Source organism: Cupriavidus sp. 21MJTG02-4 (genome assembly GCF_057798975.1).
Genome location: NZ_JBYOJP010000016.1, coordinates 93985 through 112084, shown reverse-complemented (window position 1 = coordinate 112084; position 18100 = coordinate 93985). Strand labels below are relative to the sequence as shown.

General features: G+C 66.2%; 14 protein-coding genes and 2 tRNA genes. 6 read left to right on the top strand and 10 right to left on the bottom strand.

All coding sequences use genetic code 11. The features are described from left to right. Nucleotides 1–75: 75 nt before the first annotated feature. The 3 genes from AC3FKH_RS26745 (at nucleotide 76) to AC3FKH_RS26735 (ending at nucleotide 2415) form a co-directional block, all read left to right on the top strand. Nucleotides 76–151, top strand: a tRNA-Val gene (locus tag AC3FKH_RS26745). Nucleotides 152–193: 42 nt separating this feature from the next. Beyond that, nucleotides 194–270: transfer RNA gene (locus tag AC3FKH_RS26740), tRNA-Asp, on the top strand. 195 nt (nucleotides 271–465) lie between these two features. Then, nucleotides 466–2415, top strand: coding sequence for a SurA N-terminal domain-containing protein (locus AC3FKH_RS26735; RefSeq protein WP_488678744.1), 1950 nt, complete (start codon nucleotides 466–468; stop codon nucleotides 2413–2415). A 75-nt stretch (nucleotides 2416–2490) separates the two neighbouring features. Here the strand turns inward: AC3FKH_RS26735 and AC3FKH_RS26730 are convergent, their stop codons facing one another. After that, complete coding sequence (locus AC3FKH_RS26730; RefSeq protein ID WP_488678743.1) at nucleotides 2491–3147, bottom strand: arylesterase; 657 nt, start codon at nucleotides 3145–3147, stop codon at nucleotides 2491–2493. Here AC3FKH_RS26730 and AC3FKH_RS26725 point away from each other — a divergent pair. Continuing rightward, nucleotides 3146–3844, top strand: coding sequence for an ABC transporter ATP-binding protein (locus AC3FKH_RS26725; protein ID WP_488678742.1), 699 nt, complete (start codon nucleotides 3146–3148; stop codon nucleotides 3842–3844). The two genes, AC3FKH_RS26730 and AC3FKH_RS26725, sit on opposite strands and share 2 nt — an antisense overlap. Here AC3FKH_RS26725 and pgi read toward each other — a convergent pair. The 3 genes from pgi to AC3FKH_RS26710 all read right to left on the bottom strand — a co-directional run bounded on the left by pgi (nucleotide 3841) and on the right by AC3FKH_RS26710 (nucleotide 8675). Beyond that, complete coding sequence (gene pgi / locus AC3FKH_RS26720; RefSeq protein WP_488678741.1) at nucleotides 3841–5475, bottom strand: glucose-6-phosphate isomerase; 1635 nt, start codon at nucleotides 5473–5475, stop codon at nucleotides 3841–3843. The two genes, AC3FKH_RS26725 and pgi, sit on opposite strands and share 4 nt — an antisense overlap. 217 nt (nucleotides 5476–5692) lie before the next feature. After that, nucleotides 5693–7273: an NAD(P)H-hydrate dehydratase gene (locus AC3FKH_RS26715; RefSeq protein ID WP_488678740.1), complete on the bottom strand. Its 1581-nt coding sequence runs from the start codon at nucleotides 7271–7273 to the stop codon at nucleotides 5693–5695. Between the two features lie 37 nt (nucleotides 7274–7310). Further along, the gene (locus tag AC3FKH_RS26710; RefSeq protein ID WP_488678739.1) at nucleotides 7311–8675 is read right to left on the bottom strand and encodes an amidase; all 1365 of its coding nucleotides are present in this window, start codon (nucleotides 8673–8675) and stop codon (nucleotides 7311–7313) included. A gap of 221 nt (nucleotides 8676–8896) precedes the next feature. Between AC3FKH_RS26710 and AC3FKH_RS26705 the strand changes: the two genes are divergently transcribed. Continuing rightward, the gene (locus AC3FKH_RS26705) at nucleotides 8897–9502 is read left to right on the top strand and encodes a winged helix DNA-binding protein (RefSeq protein ID WP_488678738.1); all 606 of its coding nucleotides are present in this window, start codon (nucleotides 8897–8899) and stop codon (nucleotides 9500–9502) included. A 203-nt stretch (nucleotides 9503–9705) separates the two neighbouring features. Next, a complete protein-coding gene (gene purL / locus AC3FKH_RS26700) occupies nucleotides 9706–13752 on the top strand; it encodes a phosphoribosylformylglycinamidine synthase (RefSeq protein ID WP_488678737.1) in 4047 nt (1348 codons plus the stop codon). 85 nt (nucleotides 13753–13837) lie between these two features. Here the strand turns inward: purL and AC3FKH_RS26695 are convergent, their stop codons facing one another. The 6 genes from AC3FKH_RS26695 to AC3FKH_RS26670 form a co-directional block, all read right to left on the bottom strand. Further along, on the bottom strand, nucleotides 13838–14128 hold the full coding sequence (locus AC3FKH_RS26695; protein ID WP_488678736.1) for a hypothetical protein: 291 nt from the start codon (nucleotides 14126–14128) through the stop codon (nucleotides 13838–13840). A 51-nt stretch (nucleotides 14129–14179) separates the two neighbouring features. Next, nucleotides 14180–14974 carry a peptidylprolyl isomerase gene (locus tag AC3FKH_RS26690; RefSeq protein ID WP_488678735.1) on the bottom strand — a complete coding sequence of 265 codons (795 nt, stop codon included), beginning with the start codon at nucleotides 14972–14974 and terminating at the stop codon, nucleotides 14180–14182. A 4-nt stretch (nucleotides 14975–14978) separates the two neighbouring features. Next, on the bottom strand, nucleotides 14979–15293 hold the full coding sequence (locus AC3FKH_RS26685) for a BolA family protein (protein WP_483711249.1): 315 nt from the start codon (nucleotides 15291–15293) through the stop codon (nucleotides 14979–14981). A 66-nt stretch (nucleotides 15294–15359) separates the two neighbouring features. Further along, nucleotides 15360–15899: a septation protein A gene (locus tag AC3FKH_RS26680; RefSeq protein WP_483711250.1), complete on the bottom strand. Its 540-nt coding sequence runs from the start codon at nucleotides 15897–15899 to the stop codon at nucleotides 15360–15362. Nucleotides 15900–15978: 79 nt separating this feature from the next. Further along, a complete protein-coding gene (gene msrB, locus AC3FKH_RS26675; protein WP_488678734.1) occupies nucleotides 15979–16389 on the bottom strand; it encodes a peptide-methionine (R)-S-oxide reductase MsrB in 411 nt (136 codons plus the stop codon). A gap of 116 nt (nucleotides 16390–16505) precedes the next feature. Beyond that, nucleotides 16506–18011 (bottom strand): protein adenylyltransferase SelO, encoded by a 1506-nt coding sequence (locus AC3FKH_RS26670; RefSeq protein ID WP_488678789.1) that lies wholly within the window; start codon nucleotides 18009–18011, stop codon nucleotides 16506–16508. Nucleotides 18012–18100: the final 89 nt, after the last annotated feature.

Genomic DNA, 18100 nt, shown 5'->3' with positions numbered 1-18100 from the left:
CGGCAGCCAGGCAGTACCTGTCGAGTCGTGCGAAGCGAGATACCCTGCAGGCGGTCCAGCCTGCGATGGTTCAGTGGGTGCTTAGCTCAGTTGGTAGAGCGGCGCCCTTACAAGGCGTAGGTCGGGGGTTCGAGCCCCTCAGCACCCACCACTTCACCATCGCGCAAATCCGGCCGTAGCGGGAACCGACAAAGGAGTGGTAGTTCAGTTGGTTAGAATACCGGCCTGTCACGCCGGGGGTCGCGGGTTCGAGTCCCGTCCACTCCGCCAGATCATGTAATGCAAAAATGCCCGCTTACGCGGGCATTTTTGTTTTGGGCATCGAGGCAGCCGGCCGTGGCAGGGCGTCATCTAGCGCTGGCATCCGTGTCCTGCCGCCCCCGGCGGCAAATGGCGGTGCGGCGCCCGGCTCCTGCTAGAATCGCGGGGTTTGACGTTCGTGCCAACCCTCTTACCTGAGTCCGCATGCTTGATTTCGTACGCAACAACCGGCGCCTGATGCTTTTGCTGCTGCTGGTGCTTGTCTTTCCGTCGTTCGTGTTTTTCGGCGTGGAGAGCTATTCGCGCTTCATGGACAGTTCGCACGATGTCGCGAAGGTCGACGGCCGCGCGATCACGGTGCAGGAACTGGACAACGTGGTGCGTGAACAGAGCGAACGCATGCGCCAGATGCTCGGGGCGAGCTACGATCCGCGCCAGTTCGAAGGCCCGGCGCTGCGCAAGAACGTGATGGATCAGCTGATCCTGCAACGCGTGGTGGCCAACGAAGTGGCACGCGAGCACCTGACGGTATCGAATGCTCGTTTGTATGAGGCGATCAACAGCATCCCGGCGATCGCGCAACTGCCGCGCAAGCAGGACGGATCGATCGATGACAAGGCCTATCTGCAACTGCTGGCGGCGCAAGGCATGACGCCCGAACAGTTCGACGCGCGCATGCGCTTTGACCTGGCCACGCAGCAGCTGGGCAGCTCGATCGCCGGCACGGCGTTCGTACCCAAGTCGTTGCTGGACCGCCTGATCGCCGTGCGTGACCAGCAGCGCGATGTGCAGGCACTGCTGTTCAAGCCGGCCGACTACACGGCGAAGGTGCAGCCGGACGCGGCAGCATTGAAGGCTTATTACGACAGCCACCAGTCGGCGTTCTCGGTGCCCGAGCAGGCCAAGGTGGAATACGTCGTGCTGTCCGGCGATGCACTGGCGGCCGCGCAGGCTGTCACGCCGGAGGAACTGAAGTCCTACTACGACAGCAACATCGCGCGTTTCCGCACGGATGAGCAGCGCCGCGCCAGCCATATCCTGATCGCCGCGCCCAAGGATGCGCCGGCGGCACAGCGGCAGGCTGCGAAGGACAAGGCCACCAAGCTGCTGGAGGACCTGCGCAAGCATCCCGACACGTTCGCGGATGTGGCGCGCAAGCAGTCGCAGGATCCGGGTTCGGCGGAAAAGGGCGGTGACCTTGGCTTCATGGGCCATGGTGCACTGGTCAAGCCGTTTGAAGATGCCATGTATGCGCTCAAGGAAGGCCAGATCAGCGATGTGGTGGAAACGGACTACGGCTATCACATCATCAAGCTGACCGGACTCAAGCCCGCGGAAACCAAGCCGCTTGAAGCTGTGCGGCCGGAGCTCGAGGCCGAGCTGCGCAAGCAGCTTGCCGCCAAGAAGTATGCGGAAGATGCCGATGCGTTCGGCAATATGGTGTACGAGCAATCCGACAGCCTGAAGCCGGCTGCCGACAAGTTCAAGTTGACGATCCAGACCGCGGACGGCGTGACCCGCCAGCCGAACCCTGCGCTTGGCCAGAACAGCCCCCTCAACAACGAGAAGCTGCTCAAGGCACTGTTCAGCGATGACGCCATCAAGAACAAGCGCAACACCGAAGCCGTCCAGGTCGGCCCGACCACGCTGGTGGCGGCCCGCATCGTGGATTACCGTCCGGCAACCGTGCGCAAGTACGAGGAAGTCGAGGCCAAGGTCCGTGAAGGCTACATTGCCCAGCAGGCAGCGGAGCTGGCCCGCAAGGATGGCGAGGCACGCCTGGAAGCGCTGAAGAAGAGCGACAGTGCGCAGGGCTTCGGTGGTGTGACGATGGTATCGCGCGCCAAGGCCGAAGGCATGGAGCCGAAGGCGGTGGAAGCCATCATGCGCGCGGATGCCACCAAGCTGCCTGCCGTGGTGGGCGTGGACCTCGGCGCCAACGGCTACGCGGTGTACCGCATCACCAGGATCAACCAGCCTCAGCAGGCCAACGAAGGCCAGCGCCAGGCCGAGGCTCAGCAGCTTTCGCAGCTGGCTGGCCAGACCGAGATCGGAGCCTATTACGAGAGCCTGAAGGCGCGCTCGAAGGTCAAGATTCTCAAGCCGGTCGCGGCGGCCGATACGGCGGCTGGCAGCGAAGCGGCGGCGCAATAAGGTCCGCGCCAAGGAAAAAGACCCCTGCGAATCTCGCGGGGGTCTTTTTCTTTGTGCGCGCGGAGTGCGGTGACCTCAGCCTTTGCCGCCGGTCTTGAGCAAGGGCTTGAGCTGTGGCCAGACGGTATCGAGCAGGGCGGGCTGCGCGTCCGCCGTCGGATGGATATGGTCCGGCTGGAACCAGTCCTGGCGCGAGATGACCTTGTCGAGGAAAAACGGCACCAGCGGTGCCTTGAATTCCTGGGCCAGCCGCGGATAGAGCGCGAAGAACTTCTCGGTGTAGTCCTGGCCGTAGTTTGGCGGGATGCGCATGCCGACCAGCAGCACGCGGGCGCCGGCTTTCTGCGCGCCGCCGACGATCGTGCGCAGGTTGGATTCCGTCACCGGCAGCGAAAGGCCACGCAAGGCGTCATTGGCGCCTAGTTCCACGATCACCACGGAAGGACGATGCCGCGCCAGCAGGTCAGGCAGGCGCGTCTTGCCGCCAATCGTGGTCTCGCCGCTGATACTCGCATTGACGACGTTATAATCGAAGCGCTCTTTCTGCAAGCGCTGCTGCAGCAGGCTGACCCAGCCAGTGCCGCGCGCGATGCCGTATTCAGCCGAGAGGCTGTCGCCCAGCACCAGGACGGCAGGCGCTGCCTGTGGGGCGGCGGCTGCCGCCGACACCATGAAGGCCATGCAGGCGGCCAGTGCCGCCTTGTGCCAACTGCTTCGGATCCAACTCTTCATGTCCTCTTCCATCCTCGACGTCGAGTCATTGGGAAAGACCGTTGCCGATGCGACCGGTTCGTTGACGATTCTGCACGACGTCACGTTTTCCGTCACGAGCGGCGAAACGCTCGCCATCGTCGGGGCATCGGGCTCGGGTAAATCCACGCTGCTCGGCTTGCTGGCCGGGCTGGACCTGCCGACCGGCGGCACGGTACGGCTCATGGGGCAGGATCTCTTTGCCCTGAACGAGGATCAGCGTGCCGCGTTGCGGGGCAGGCATGTCGGCTTCGTGTTCCAGTCGTTCCAGCTCGTGGGGCATCTGACCGCCCTGGAAAACGTCATGTTGCCGCTCGAGCTGCGCGGTGAAGCGGAACAGGTCAGGGAGCGGGCCATCGATATGCTCCAGCGTGTCGGTCTGGGCGCGCGGCTCAACCACTATCCGCGCACGCTTTCCGGCGGCGAGCAGCAACGCGTGGCACTTGCGCGCGCGTTCGTCACGCGTCCGGACATCCTGTTCGCCGACGAACCGACGGGCAGCCTCGACACGTCGACCGGCGAAGCCGTGATTGCGCTGATGTTCGAACTGAACCGCGACGCCGGTTCCACCCTGGTGCTGGTGACCCACGACCGGTCGGTTGCTGCGCGCTGCAACCGCATCCTGACGATCGACGCCGGCCGCGTGGCCAGCGATGAGTGGATGGCGACCGAGGTCTAGCCTCGCGCCAGCACGCCGCGGGCCCTGGCAATCAGGGTTGCCGTAGAGGCGTCGTGCGGGCTTGCTTCGGCGCCGGTCAGTTCGGCTTCAATCGGGCGCGCCAGGATCTTGCCCAGCTCCACGCCCCATTGGTCGAAGGAATTGATGTTCCAGACCACGCCCTGCACGAAGGTCCTGTGCTCGTAGAGCGCGATCAGGGCGCCCAGCACATGCGGCGTCAGGTCTTCCATCAACAGCGTATTGCTCGGGCGGTTGCCTTCGAAGACCATGTGGGCGATGCGCAGCTCGTCCGTCATGCCGGCCGCGCGCAGCTCTTCGGCGGAACGGCCGCGCATCAGCGCCTCCGCCTGCGCGAAGCAGTTTGCCAGCAGCTTGGCATGGTGACCGGGCAGTTCGCGCGGCGGCACCAGCGGCGCAACGAAATCCACCGGCACGATCTGCGATCCCTGGTGGATCTTCTGGAAGTACGCGTGCTGGCCATTGGTGCCGGCGCTGCCCCACACGACCGGGCAGGTATGCGTGCGCACCCGTCGGCCATTGAGTTGCACGGACTTGCCGTTGCTTTCCATCTCCAGCTGCTGCAGGTACGCCGGGAACAGTTCCAGCGACGTGGAGTAGGGCGCCATGCAGCTGGTCGGCAAGTTGAAGAAGTTGCGGTTCCAGATACCGAGCATGCCCATCACGACCGGCATATTGCGCTCGAGCGGCGCGGTGCGGAAGTGTTCGTCCATGGCACGGCCACCCGCGAGCAGGTCGGCAAAGGCATTGAAGCCGACCGCCAGGGCGATCGACAGGCCCACCGAGGACCACAGCGAGAAGCGGCCGCCAATCCAGTCCCAGAACTCGAACATATTGGCCGGGTCGATGCCGAATGCCCGCACGGCCTCTTCGTTCGTCGATACCGCGACGAAGTGGCTGGCCAACTGGTCCTCGGCCACGCCATTGGCCAGGAACCATTGACGCGCGCTGTGCGCGTTGGCCATGGTTTCCAGCGTGGTGAAGGTCTTGGAGCAGACGATCATCAGCGTGCGCCGCGGCTCGAGTCGCTCAAGCGCTTCGGCCAGCTCGGTACCGTCGACGTTCGATACGAAATGCATGCGCGGCCCCGAGTGGCCGTCGTCGTGCGCCAGATGCGACAGCGCGCGGCACACCATCTTCGGACCCAGGTCGGAGCCGCCGATGCCGATATTCACGACATCGGTGATGCGCTCGCCGGTCGAGCCAGTCCATGTGCCGCTGCGGACCGCTTCGGCGAACGCGCGCATGCGCACCAGGACGTTCTGGATGGACGGCATCACGGGCACACCGTCAACCTTGAAACCAGCGTCCGCAGTGGCGCGAAGCGCAACATGCAGCGCAGCGCGGTCCTCGGTGGCGTTGATATGCTCACCGGCAAACATGGCATCACGACGGGCCGGAACGCCGGCTTCGTCGGCAAGCTGCAGCAGCAGCTGCATGGTCTGCGGCGTAATCCGGTTCTTGGAGTAGTCCAGGTACAGGCCGGCGGCTTCCAGCGAAAACTGCCTGACGCGATTCTCGCCGTCTTCGGCAAACCAATCCCGCATCTGGTGGTCGCGAATGGCGTCGTGATGCTGCAGAAGGGCGTTCCAGGCGTGAAGATTGGTGGGCATGCAGGGCACAGATTCGTGGCGGGGGCTGGATGCCCGGTAGTCCAGGCCTTGTAAGTATAAAGCGTGTCTTGCGTCGATCACGGCTAGTCGGGATTGTTATCGTTACGAGATGAAACCGTAGCGCATCTCGTTGCCGCAATCCTGTCGGCCTTTGTCCGATTGTGGCGATGATACGGTGCAATTGTGTCCGTTGATGCACCGACGCAACCGCGCGGCGCTATCCCGCTTCGCCGCGCAATAGCGCATTCAGGGTCGAACGGGCCGGAAGGCAGAGTTCGCTGGCGGTGAGACCGGCCGGTCCGGCACCGTTGGCGACCAGCATGTCGGCGGCGCGACCGTGGATCCATACGGCCGCTTGTGCTGCCTGCAGCAGCGGCATACCTTGGGCCAGCAGGGCGCCTGCCATGCCGGCCAGCACGTCGCCAGTCCCGGCGCTCGCGAGCGCCGCGTTGCCAGTCGGGTTGATCGTCATGGCCGAGGTGCCGGGCGCGGCAATCACGGATCCCGAGCCTTTGAGTATGACGACGGCCTGCCACTGTGCCGCCAGCGCAGCGGCGGTGGCCAGGCGGTCGCGCTGTACCGCTGCCACGGTGGTGCCCAGCAGGCGCGCTGCTTCGAGCGGATGCGGCGTCATGACGCGTGTCAACCCCGAAGCGGTCAGCGTGGCGGCCAGGCTGGCATCGGCGGCGAGCAGATTGAGTGCGTCCGCATCGAGCACCAGCGACGGCGGCGATGCGCTTCGACCGGCGTCTTCCAGCCATTGCGCGAGGGCCTTGCGCGCACCGGCATCCGTACCCATTCCCGGCCCGATGACAAGGGTCGACATTGCGCCGAGGGCCAGTTCGGATTGTGGATGCAGCATCAGTTCCGGGTGAAGCGGATCGATGGCGGGTGCGGACGGAGCGAGAAAACCGATGTGGACTTTCCCTGCGCCAAGACACTGCGCCGCACGCGCGCCGAGCAAGGGGGCGCCGGTCATGCCGGTGTTGCCGCCGAGGATTGCGAGCGAGCCGAACGTGCCTTTGTTGACGGCGTGGCGACGTGCCGGCAGCGCGTGCCGGAACAGCGCGGGCCCGTTCACCCACGCGCGCGGCGTCTGCGCCGGCGGATAGTCAAGGCCAAGCGGTGCGATGTCGATATTGCCAGCGCAGTCGCGCCCATCGAGCGTGAGCAGGCCAGGCTTGGCGCCGATAAAGGTGAGCGTGCGGCAGGCGCGTACCGCGGGGTCGCCGGAGCCGGTATCGGCAAACAGGCCGCTTGGGATATCGAGCGCGAATACTGGTGCGGGCGCTTGTGCAAGGCGCGCGATCCACTCGGCGATAGCGCCGTCCGCGGGGCGGTTCAGGCCGATGCCGAGCAGGCCGTCGACAACGGCCGCCATCCTGTCGGGCCATGGGGCCGTCTGCTGCACGGCATGCATGGGCACGCTCGCGGCGTCGGCTTCCTGCCATGCGCGCGTAGCATCGGCTGGCATATGTGTGGGGTCGGCGGTGAGCCAGACCTGAACATCACAGCCGTTCTGGTGCAGGCGTGTCGCGGCCACCAGCGCGTCGCCGCCGTTATTGCCAGGGCCTGCCAGAAACAGCAGCAATCCTTGCGGCGCGTGCCGGGCCAGCCAGTTGGCGGCGGCACCCCCGGCGCGAGACATCAGCTCGAACGACGGCAGGCGCGCGAACGCAGCGTTCTCGATGCGCCGCAGGGTGTCGACGTCGTAGAGCGGGATGGCCTCTGACGAGTCGGCGGCCAGCGCGGTCCAGCCTTCGGCCGGGATGGGGGAGCAAGTTTGCGTGGGGTTCATTGACGAACAAGCCGAAGGACGTCGCGTCGCGGCGCGCCTATTCGCCGCGCAAGCCCGGTTGCACGATGCCTTCCAGTGCGAGCGCGGTGCCGAGCAGATGGGCATCGCGCATTGGACCATGGGACAGCATCAGGCCAACGGGAAGTTCGTCGGGGGCATGGCACGGCAGCGAAATCGAACAGCCATCAAGGAAGTTGAAGGCCGATGGATTGCGCAGCAGCAGCGCGTTGGTGCGGAAGAACAGGTCGTCATCGCTGCGCAGCGGCTCAATGGCGGGAGCCACCATTGGCACGGTAGGGCAGATCACTGCGTCGAAGCGGGCCAGGCGAGCTTCAACCCGCGCTATCCAGTCAATGCGCGCACGGGCGAGGTCCACATAGTCGGCCGCACCCATGGCGGCGCCACGATCGATGCGCATCGCGACACGCGGGTCGTAGAGTTCACGGCGGGTAGCGAGCGTGTGGCGGTGGATCGCAAAAGCCTCCGCGGCGCTGAAGCCGCCCGCGGCGTTCAGCCCCGGCAGTTCGGCCAGCTCGGGCAGGTCAGTGTGTTCGAGTTGCACGCCGGCGGCGGAGAGCCGTCCGAGCGCGCGATCGAACGCCCGCGCGACCACGGGATCGAGGTCGTCCAGCAGCACCTGGCGCGGGATGGCCAGGCGGATGGCCGCCGGAGCCGGGGCGCTCGGTACCAGCGCGCTGTCGGCGATCACGCTGTCGACCAGCAGGCAGTCGTTGACGGTGCGGGCCATGGCGCATGCGGTGTCCAGCGTATAGGACAGCGGAAAAGCGCCGGTGAGCGGCACGCGGCGCGTGGTCGGCTTGAAACCGGTCAGGCCGCACAGGGCCGCCGGGATGCGGATCGATCCGCCGGTATCGCTGCCTAGCGCGGCTACCGCCAGACCGAGGGCCACCGAGACTGCGGCGCCGGACGACGATCCGCCAGGGATGCGGGCGATGCCATCCGCGCTGGCCGGGTTCACCGGCGTGCCGAAATGGGGGTTGATGCCCACACCCGAGAAGGCGAACTCGGTCATGTTGGTGCGGCCGACAACGGCCGCGCCGGCCTGTCGCAGGCGGGCGACCACGGCGGCATCGGCGCTGGCTGGCGCGGCGTCGTGGCGCACCGCCGACGCGGCGTGCGTGACTTCGCCAGCGACGTCGAAGAGATCCTTCACCGAGACCGGCAGGCCCGCGAGCGGGTGCAGGCGCTTGCCGGCGCGGCACGCGGCATCGGCTGCACGGGCGGTCTGGATCGCGCTGTCGAAGGTGCTGTGCAGGAACACGGCGTGCGCGTGCTCGCCCGCCGCCGCGGCGGCGGCCGTCTCCACCAGTTCGGCGCGGCTCGTGGCGCCATCGCGCAGGCGGGAGTTCAGTGTGTCGAGGTCTGGAAGCATCGGTGGCATGGAGGCGTGGAGGCGTGGAGGCGTGGAGTCTGGCAGGGCGCAAATGGCTCCGGATTCGGCCGGCGTGCTGGCTCCAGGCGCGCAGCGGAGCGAGCCGTGCCTGTTCTTGTCAGGCACTCATGCTCATAATTTGCCGATAAACTGTCAAGCCAAAATTAGCGGGAACGTCACCGCGGGCATGGCCCGGCGGCTCCCGTGCAACGTTGCAAGGAGCATTCCCCATGGCACGCAAGCCCGCCGCGCCCGGTCCGGCCGCCGAAGCGGACCTCATCCACGCGCCGGACAACGCCCCCGTCAAGTCCGCTACCTCGCTGTCGCGCGCGGCGGGCACCAACATCGTGTCCTCGTCGCATCTCGTGTCGGCGCGCAGCCCGGAGTTGTCCGAGTTCGAGTTCGGCCTGAACACCGCGTACAACGCCTACAGCCGCTGGGTGGTGCGCTGCATGGGCGCGGCCGGCGTGCGCGACCTGACCTTCCTGGACGTGCTGGTGCTGCACCATGTCAACCACCGCGGCCGGGCCAAGCGCCTGGCCGATGTCTGCTTCGTGCTGAACGTCGAGGACACCCACCTGGTGACCTACGCGCTGAAGAAGCTTCAGGGCCTGGGGCTGGTGACGGGCGAAAGAGTCGGCAAAGAGGCCACCTATTCGACCACGCCGGAGGGCGCCGAAGCCTGCGCGCGCTACCGCGAAATCCGCGAGCAATGCCTGACCAGCAACTTCACCGAAGGCAGCGAGGAAAACGCCGAGATCGGCGAACTCGCCCGATTGATGCGCGTTCTGACCGGGCTATACGAGCAGGCGGCACGCTCGGCAACGTCACTTTAAGGTCTGGAAGCACGCAGCCTTGGGAAAAGTGATGCATAGGCTTTATCACGGCGAGGCGTAACAGGGGGCGCCCGTGATGGCGCAGTGCAAAATCCGGGGGCCGGCAAGGTACAATAGCGGTTTCCCGCCGGCCGGCATCCCATACAGCGGTGCCGGCAAGCAGCAGCCCCTACCTCCTCCTTCGCCTCCCGACCGCTACGATCATGGCGCATTTTTCATGCTTCCCCGGCGCTTTGGCGCTTTCCGCCTTCCGCCAGCAACGCCTGCTCACCGCCCTGCGGCAGATCGACACCGATATCGAATCGGTGCACGGCCAGTTCCTCCATTTCGTTGACTCGGACACCCCGCTGTCCGCGGAAGACCAGAGCCGCATTGCCGCGCTGCTGACCTACGGCGCACCGTTCGCCGAGCAGCCGGAGGGCGACCGCTTCGTCGTGATTCCGCGTTTCGGCACGATTTCGCCGTGGGCCAGCAAGGCCACCGACATCGCGCACAACTGCGGCCTGACGCACGTGCATCGCATCGAGCGCGGCATCGAGATCACGGTGATCTGCAAGAAGGGCCTGCTGCGCGGGCGCAAGACGCTGGATGCCGACACGCGTGCCGCCGTGGCCGCGCACCTGTTCGACCGCATGACCGAAACGGTGATCGCCTCGCGCGAGGACGCCGCCGGACTGTTCCAGGAACTGCCGGCCAAGCCGCTGCGCTTCATCGACATTGCAGCCGGCCGCAGCGCGCTGGCCGAGGCCAACGTGGCCATGGGCCTGGCCCTGTCGGAAGACGAGATCGACTATCTGATTGACGCCTACGCCAGGCTGGAACGCAACCCGACCGACGTCGAGCTGATGATGTTCGCGCAGGCCAACAGCGAGCATTGCCGCCACAAGATCTTCAACGCCACCTGGACCATCGACGGCGTGCAGCAGGACAAGTCGCTGTTCGCGATGATCCGCAACACGCACCAGCTCAATCCGCAGGGCTCGATCGTCGCCTATTCGGACAACTCCGCCGTGATGGAAGGCGGCATGGCCGAGCGCTGGTTCCCGCGCGGCGAGGCCCACCAGTATGGCCGCCACGAGGCGCTGACCCATACGCTGATGAAGGTCGAGACGCATAACCACCCGACCGCGATCTCGCCGTTCCCGGGGGCCTCCACGGGCGCTGGCGGTGAAATCCGCGACGAGGGCGCGACCGGCCGCGGCGCCAAGCCAAAGGCCGGCCTGACCGGCTTCACGGTCTCGAACCTGATGCTGCCCGAAGCCGTCGAGTCGTGGGAAAACGACCGCGACGCCGCGCAGCCGGTGGCGCACCGCAATCCCGACGACACGGCTGGCGTAACGGGCAAGCCCGACCGCATCGCCTCGCCACTGCAGATCATGATCGAAGGCCCGCTCGGCGGCGCCGCGTTCAACAACGAGTTCGGCCGCGCCAACCTGGGCGGCTACTTCCGCGTCTACGAGCAGAACGTGGGCGGCACCGTGCGCGGCTACCACAAGCCCATCATGATCGCGGGCGGCATCGGCAATATCGACGCCAGCCACACGCACAAGAACGACCTGCCGGCCGGCACGCTGCTGATCCAGCTGGGCGGCCCTGGCATGCGCATCGGCATGGGCGGCGGCGCCGCCAGCTCGATGGCAACCGGCACCAACACTGCCGACCTGGATTTCGATTCGGTCCAGCGCGGTAACCCGGAGATGGAGCGCCGTGCGCAGGAAGTGATCAACGCCTGCTGGCAGCTTGGCGACCAGAACCCGATCCTGTCGATCCACGACGTCGGCGCGGGCGGCATTTCCAACGCGTTCCCCGAAGTGGTGGACGGCGCCGGCCGCGGTGCGCGCTTCGACCTGCGCCAGGTGCACCTGGAAGAGTCCGGCCTGTCGCCGGCCGAGATCTGGTGCAACGAATCGCAGGAACGCTACGTGCTGGCCATCGCGCCGGACAGTTTCCCCCAGTTCCAGGCAATGTGCGAGCGCGAGCGTTCGCCGTTCGCCGTGGTCGGCGTGGCCACCGAGGAAAAGCAGCTGCAGCTGGTCGATTCGCATGTCGACGCCGCGCTCAAGGAACACTTCACGGTCGACATGCCGATGGACGTGCTGCTGGGCAAGCCGCCGCGCATGCATCGCGACGTGACGCGCGTCGAGCAGTCGCTGCCGGCGGTGGACGTCACCGGCATCTCGCTGGAACAAGCCGTGCGCGACGTGCTGCGTCACCCGACCGTGGCCAACAAGTCGTTCCTGATCAGCATCGGCGACCGTACCGTGGGCGGCATGAACGCGCGCGACCAAATGGTCGGCCCATGGCAGGTGCCGGTGGCCGACGTGGCCGTGACCACGCTCGACTACAAGGGCAATGCCGGCGAGGCGATGACCATGGGCGAGCGCACGCCGCTGGCCGTGATCAACGCTCCGGCCTCGGGCCGCATGGCGATCGGCGAAGCGCTGACCAACCTGGCGGCGGCGCCGGTGACGGACCTGGGCAAGGTCAAGCTGTCCGCCAACTGGATGGCCGCTTGCGGCGTCGAAGGTGAAGACGCGAAGCTGTACGACACCGTGCATGCCGTGGGCATGGAGCTGTGCCCGGCGCTGGGCATCAGCATCCCGGTGGGCAAGGATTCGCTGTCGATGCGCACCAAGTGGCAGGACGATGGCGTGGCCAAGGAAGTGGTGGCGCCGGTCTCCCTGATCATCTCGGCGTTCGCCGCGGTGGACGACGTGAACCGCACGCTGACGCCGCAACTGCGGACCGACGCGGGCGACACGGTGCTGATCGGCATCGACCTGGGCCGCGGCAAGAACCGCATGGGCGGCAGCATCCTGGCGCAGGTCACGCAACAGGTCGGCGACAGCGCCCCCGACGTGGACAGCGCCGAAGACCTGAAGAACTTCTTCAACGTGATCCAGCGGCTGAATGGCGAAGGCAAGCTGCTGGCGTATCACGACCGCTCCGACGGCGGCTTTATCGCCACGCTCGCGGAAATGGCGTTTGCCGGCCACTGCGGGATCTCGCTGAACGTCGACATGCTGGCGCTCGACCTGCAGCAGGAACAGGACTATGGCGATGCCAAGAACTGGGCCCAGCAGATCGCCGAGCGCCGCAACGACCAGACCCTGCGCGCGCTGTTCTCGGAGGAACTGGGCGCGGTGGTGCAGGTGCGCCTGCAGGAACGCGACGCCGTGTTCGCGGTGCTGCGCGAAGCCGGTCTGTCGGCATGCAGCCATGTGGTCGGCAAGCCCAACGCGACCGACCAGATCGAGATCTATCGCGATGCCAAGAAGGTGTTCGGTGCCTCGCGCACCGACCTGCAGCGCAACTGGAGCGAGGTCAGCTGGCGCATTGCGCGCCTGCGCGACAACCCGGTCTGCGCCGACAGCGAATACGACCGCCTGCTGGACGCCGCCGACCCCGGCATCAGCCCGGTGCTGACCTTCGATCCGGCCGAGGACATCGCCGCGCCGTTCGTCGCGACTGGTGCCCGTCCGCGCGTGGCCATCCTGCGCGAGCAGGGTGTCAACTCGCAGATCGAGATGGCCTACAGCATGGACCGCGCGGGCTTCGATACGCACGATGTCCATATGAGCGACCTGATCGCCGGCCGCGCGAACCTGGCCGATTTCAAGGGCTTTGTCGCGTGCGGCGGCTTCAGCTACGGCGACGTGCTGGGCGCGGGCGAAGGCTGGGCCAAGACCATCCTGTTCAATGCGCAGATGGCCGAGCAGTTCGCGGCCTTCTTCAACCGCCAGGACACCTTCGCGCTGGGCGTGTGCAATGGTTGCCAGATGATGAGCAACCTGGCCCCGATCATCCCCGGTGCCGGGGCCTGGCCGAAGTTCACGCGCAACCAATCGGAGCAGTACGAGGCACGCTACGTCACGGTGGAAGTGCAGCAGTCGCCGTCTATCTTCTTCGCCGGCATGGAAGGTAGCCGCATTCCGATCGTCGTCGCGCACGGCGAAGGGTTTGCAGATTTCTCGCAACAGGGAGAGATCGGAAAGGCCAATGTGGCGCTGCGCTTTGTCGACAACCACGGTGCGGTGACGCAGGCCTATCCGTTGAATCCGAATGGCTCGCCGGATGGCATCACCTCGGTGACGACCACGGATGGCCGCTTCACCGTGCTGATGCCGCACCCGGAACGCGTGTTCCGCGCCGCGACCATGAGCTGGGCGCCGGATGCGTGGAAGCAGGTGGCCGACGGTGCCAGCCCGTGGATGCGCATGTTCCGCAACGCGCGCAAGTGGGTGGGGTAATTCAGGGCCGTGTCGGGCAGCGTATGCTGCCTGAGATGGGTTAAGGGGCTTGTGGTGTCATGCAAAGCATGGCATCACAAGCCCCTTACTCTTGCAGCGGCGCCAGCAACCGCGAACTCCACGACGCATAGGCGAAGTGCAGCAGCCGGTGCGGGTCGCAATCCTGGAGGGGGATGATTTCGCCGCGCGATTCCTTGTAGGCGACCACCGCGCGGAGGATCTTCTCCGGCGCATAGCGGTCCCGCAACGGCAGGTGGTGATGGAGCGCGCGCCACCCGGAGGCGGCGCCGTCAAGCGAGGCCGAGGCAAGCGCGCAATAGCACATGCCCCGGGAAGAGAGATGCCAGAGTTGCCAGTAGCCGGCTCGAGGCTCCACGCTGCTGCTTCCTTCTAGTCTGCAGGCGGGCGGGGGCTCCGGCCTGCAACGTTACTGGATCTTGGCCTTGTCCTTGAGGGCCTTCATCATGGCCTGGAACTGCTCGCGCTGCCAGTTCTGGTCGCCCATCATCATCTGCATCAGCTGGGGCTTGACCTCCTCGTAGCTCGGGATCTTGGCGTCGCGGGTGTCGACGAGTTCGATGATGTGCCAGCCGAACTGGGTCTTGACCGGCGTATCGGTCATCTGGCCTTTCTTCAGACCCGTCATGGCCGCCGAAAATTCCGGTACGTAGCTGCTGCTGTTGGCCCAGTCCAGGTCGCCGCCGTTCGCCGCCGAGCCCGGGTCCTTGGACGAGGCCTTGGCCATGTCCTCGAACTTGGCGCCGGCCTTGATCTTGGCGATGATGGCCTTGGCGTCGGCTTCCTTCTCCACGAGGATGTGACGCACGTGGTATTCCTTGCCGTTGCCGAACTGCGACTTGATCTTGTCGTACTGCTTGCGCAGTTCGGCGTCGCTGGCGCCGTGGGTCTTCACGTAGTCTTCGAACACCGCGCCGGCCAGCACGTTCAGGCGGGCTTGTTCCAGCTGCTCCTGCACGTCGTCACGCTGCGTCAGGCCGCGCTTGTTGGCTTCCTGCACCAGCAGTTCGCGGTCGATCAGCATGCTGCGCGCACGGTCCCGCAACTCCGGGTTTTCGGGCTGGCCGGTGCCGGCGATCAGCTTGTCCAGCTTGGCCGAGGGAATGGCCTTGCCATTCACGACAGCGGCATTCTGGGCGGCTGCGGGCAGGCTGCCGGCAGCGAGCACAGCCGCCAGGCTGAACGAGAGGACGGTGGTCTTCATGGAATCAGGTCTGAGAGTTGCTGGAAGAACCGCGTGAAGTTTCGCGGGATTGAAATTCTTGATCGGTGAACGCGGTCACGGCCAAAGCGTGGATCTGCGTGGGGAACAGACCGCGCAGCGCATCATACACCATGCGGTGCCGCGCCACGCGGGAGTGGCCCGTAAAGCGCTCGCTGACGATGGTTACGTCGTAGTGGCCGCCGCCGGATGCGGCGCCGGCGTGGCCGGCATGCAACGCGCTGTCGTCGCGCACGACCAGATGGCTGGGGGCGAGCGCTTCGCGCAGCATCGCCTCGATGGTGGCGGGATCAGCTGCCATGTGTATTCCTCGGGGATATTGGAGCGAGGCCTGGAAGCCCCGGCCTCGCAAATGTGGCGCAGGCGTTTAGTCCGGCGTGTTTTCCTGCATGTGGCGCGACAGCCAGACGCTCTGGGCGATGATGAACACGAGCATCAGGCCCATGCTGCCAAACAGCTTGAAGTTCACCCAGACGTCCGTGGAGAACTGGAAGGCCACATACAGGTTCAGCAGGCCCATGGCGGCGAAGAACGTCGCCCAGGCCGCATTGAGGCGGCCCCATACCGGGTCGGGCAGCGTGACCTGCTTTTCCATCATGGCGCGGATCAGGTTCTTGCGCCAGCCGATCACCGAGCCAATCAGCGCCACGGCGAACATCCAGTACAGCACGGTCGGCTTCCACTTGATGAAGGTCTCGTTGTGCAGCACCAGCGTGGCGCCGCCAAACACGCCGATGATCAGCAGGCTGACCCACTGCATCGGCTCGACCTTGCGGTGGCGCAGCCATACCCAGCCGATCTGCAGCACGGTGGCGCCGATGGCCACGGCCGTGGCGGTGTAGATGCCGGCCAGCTTGAAGGCGGCAAAGAAAAGGATGACCGGAAACAGGTCGAAAAGGAATTTCATGCAGGAATAGCCTGGGTTGGCGGGCCCGGCTTCTTGTGCCGCGGCCCGCGGGCCGGCTGCACGGCCGGGCGCGTGTGCGTCAGCCGTCGCGCTCAGCCGGGTCGCGATCGTCGAATTTTAACGCAGCCGAGTTGATGCAATAGCGAAGTCCGGTCGGCGCGGGGCCATCTTCGAATACGTGGCCAAGATGGCTGCCACATTCCTTGCAACGGACCTCGACGCGCACCATGCCATGCGAGCGGTCGGCGTGCTCCGCGATCACCTCGCCGTTGATGGGCCGGAAGTAGCTGGGCCAGCCGCAGCCCGCGTCGAACTTGGTGGCCGATTCGAACAGCGGGGTGCCGCAGCCTACGCACTTGTAGATGCCGCTGTCCCAGTGGTCCCAGTAGCGGCCCGTGAACGGGCGTTCGGTCGCGGACTCGCGCGCTACGCGGTATTCGATGTCGGAGAGTTGCTCGCGCCATTCGGCGTCGGTCTTGCTTGTGGTCATGCTGGATCCTTTCGGTAGGGGGCTGGCGTGCCATGCCGGCCTCACGCATTGGTCGCGGCCGCGGTGGAAACCTTACACCAGCCCGGACAGGCGTGCCGGCTGGCGTCCGCCCGGCTTCACGACGAGCAGCTCACTTCCAGGCCCGACGCCCAGTCCGGCGGCAGCGCCGCGTAGGCCTCCGATTCCGGCTGTTCGTCGAAGGGACGCGACAGCACCGCAAGCAGTTTGTCCACCTCGCTGAAGTCCTTGGCGCGCGCGTGGCGGATGGCGGTTTCGGCAAGATGGTTGCGCAGCACGTACTTGGGATTGACCGCCAGCATCGCGACCCGACGGGCGGTGTCGTCCGACTGTTCGGCCTGCAGCCGGGCCCGGTAGTCCTGCGCCCACGCGTCCCACGCGGCACGATCGAGGAACAGGTCACGCACCGGCGCGTCGCTGGCGCCATCCATGGATGAGATATGGGCCAGGTTGCGCCAGAACAAGGTGTAGTCCACGTGCTGCTGGTGCAAAAGCTGGAACAGGCTGGTCAGCAGCGGCTCGTCTTCCTTGTCGCCGCCGGCGGGCATGCTCAGGCCGAGCTTGGCGCGGTAGTGGCGGAAGAACTCGCTTGCGTAGCGGTCGCGAAACGGATCGAGCGCCTCGCGCGCCTGCGCCACGGCGGCATCGCGCGCGGCGTCGCCGGCGTCCGGGTCCAGCCATAGCGGCAGCAGCGCCTGCGCCAGGCAGTGCAGGTTCCAGAACGCGACCTGCGGCTGCTGGCTGTACGCGTAGCGGCCCTGGGTGTCCGAGTGGTTGCAGATATGGTTGGCGTCGAACGCGTCGAGGAAGCCGAACGGACCGTAGTCGATGGTCAGGCCGAGAATCGACATATTGTCGGTGTTCATCACGCCATGGCAGAAGCCGATCGCCTGCCAGTGCGCCACCATGTCGGCCGTGCGCAGCGCGACCTCGCGCAGCAGTGCCTGGTAAGGCTGGGCGGACTCGCGGCAGCCCGGCATGAAATTGTCGATAACGAAATCGGCAAGCTGGCGCACCGCGGCCACGTCGTCGTGCGCGGCAAAGTGCTCGAAGTGCCCAAAGCGGATAAACGTGGGCGCAAGCCGCGTCACCACGGCCGCGGTCTCGATGGTCTCGCGCCGCACCGGCGCGTCGGAACCGATGATGCTCAGCGCGCGCGTGGTCGGCACACCCAGCGCCGCCATGGCTTCCGAACACAGGTACTCGCGGATCGACGAGCGCAGCACCGCGCGGCCGTCTGCCATGCGCGAGTAGGGCGTGAGCCCCGCGCCCTTGAGCTGGATTTCCAACGGGCCGGCATCGGTCTGCGCCTGTGCCAGGCGGATCGCGCGGCCATCACCAAGCTGCCCGGCCCATACGCCGAACTGGTGCCCCGAATACACGGTGGCCAGCGGGTCGGCCCATTCGGGCACGCTGTTTCCGACAAACGCTTCGATGAAATCCGGCTGCGTCGATGCTTCGGCGGGCATGCCAAGCAGGGCCGCGGCGGCCGGCGCGATGCTGACCAGGTAGGGCGAGGGGAGCGGCGTGGGGCGCAGCCGCGTGAAAAAGCGCTCGCCAAGGTCGGCAAAGCCGGGAGCCGTACGGAATGGCGCACGGAACATCGCGCCGTCGCCGGAGGCGTCGCGCTGGGCTGGAGATGGGTCGAGGATATCGGACATTGTCTGGGGGCGGACCGCTCGGCGGCGGATTC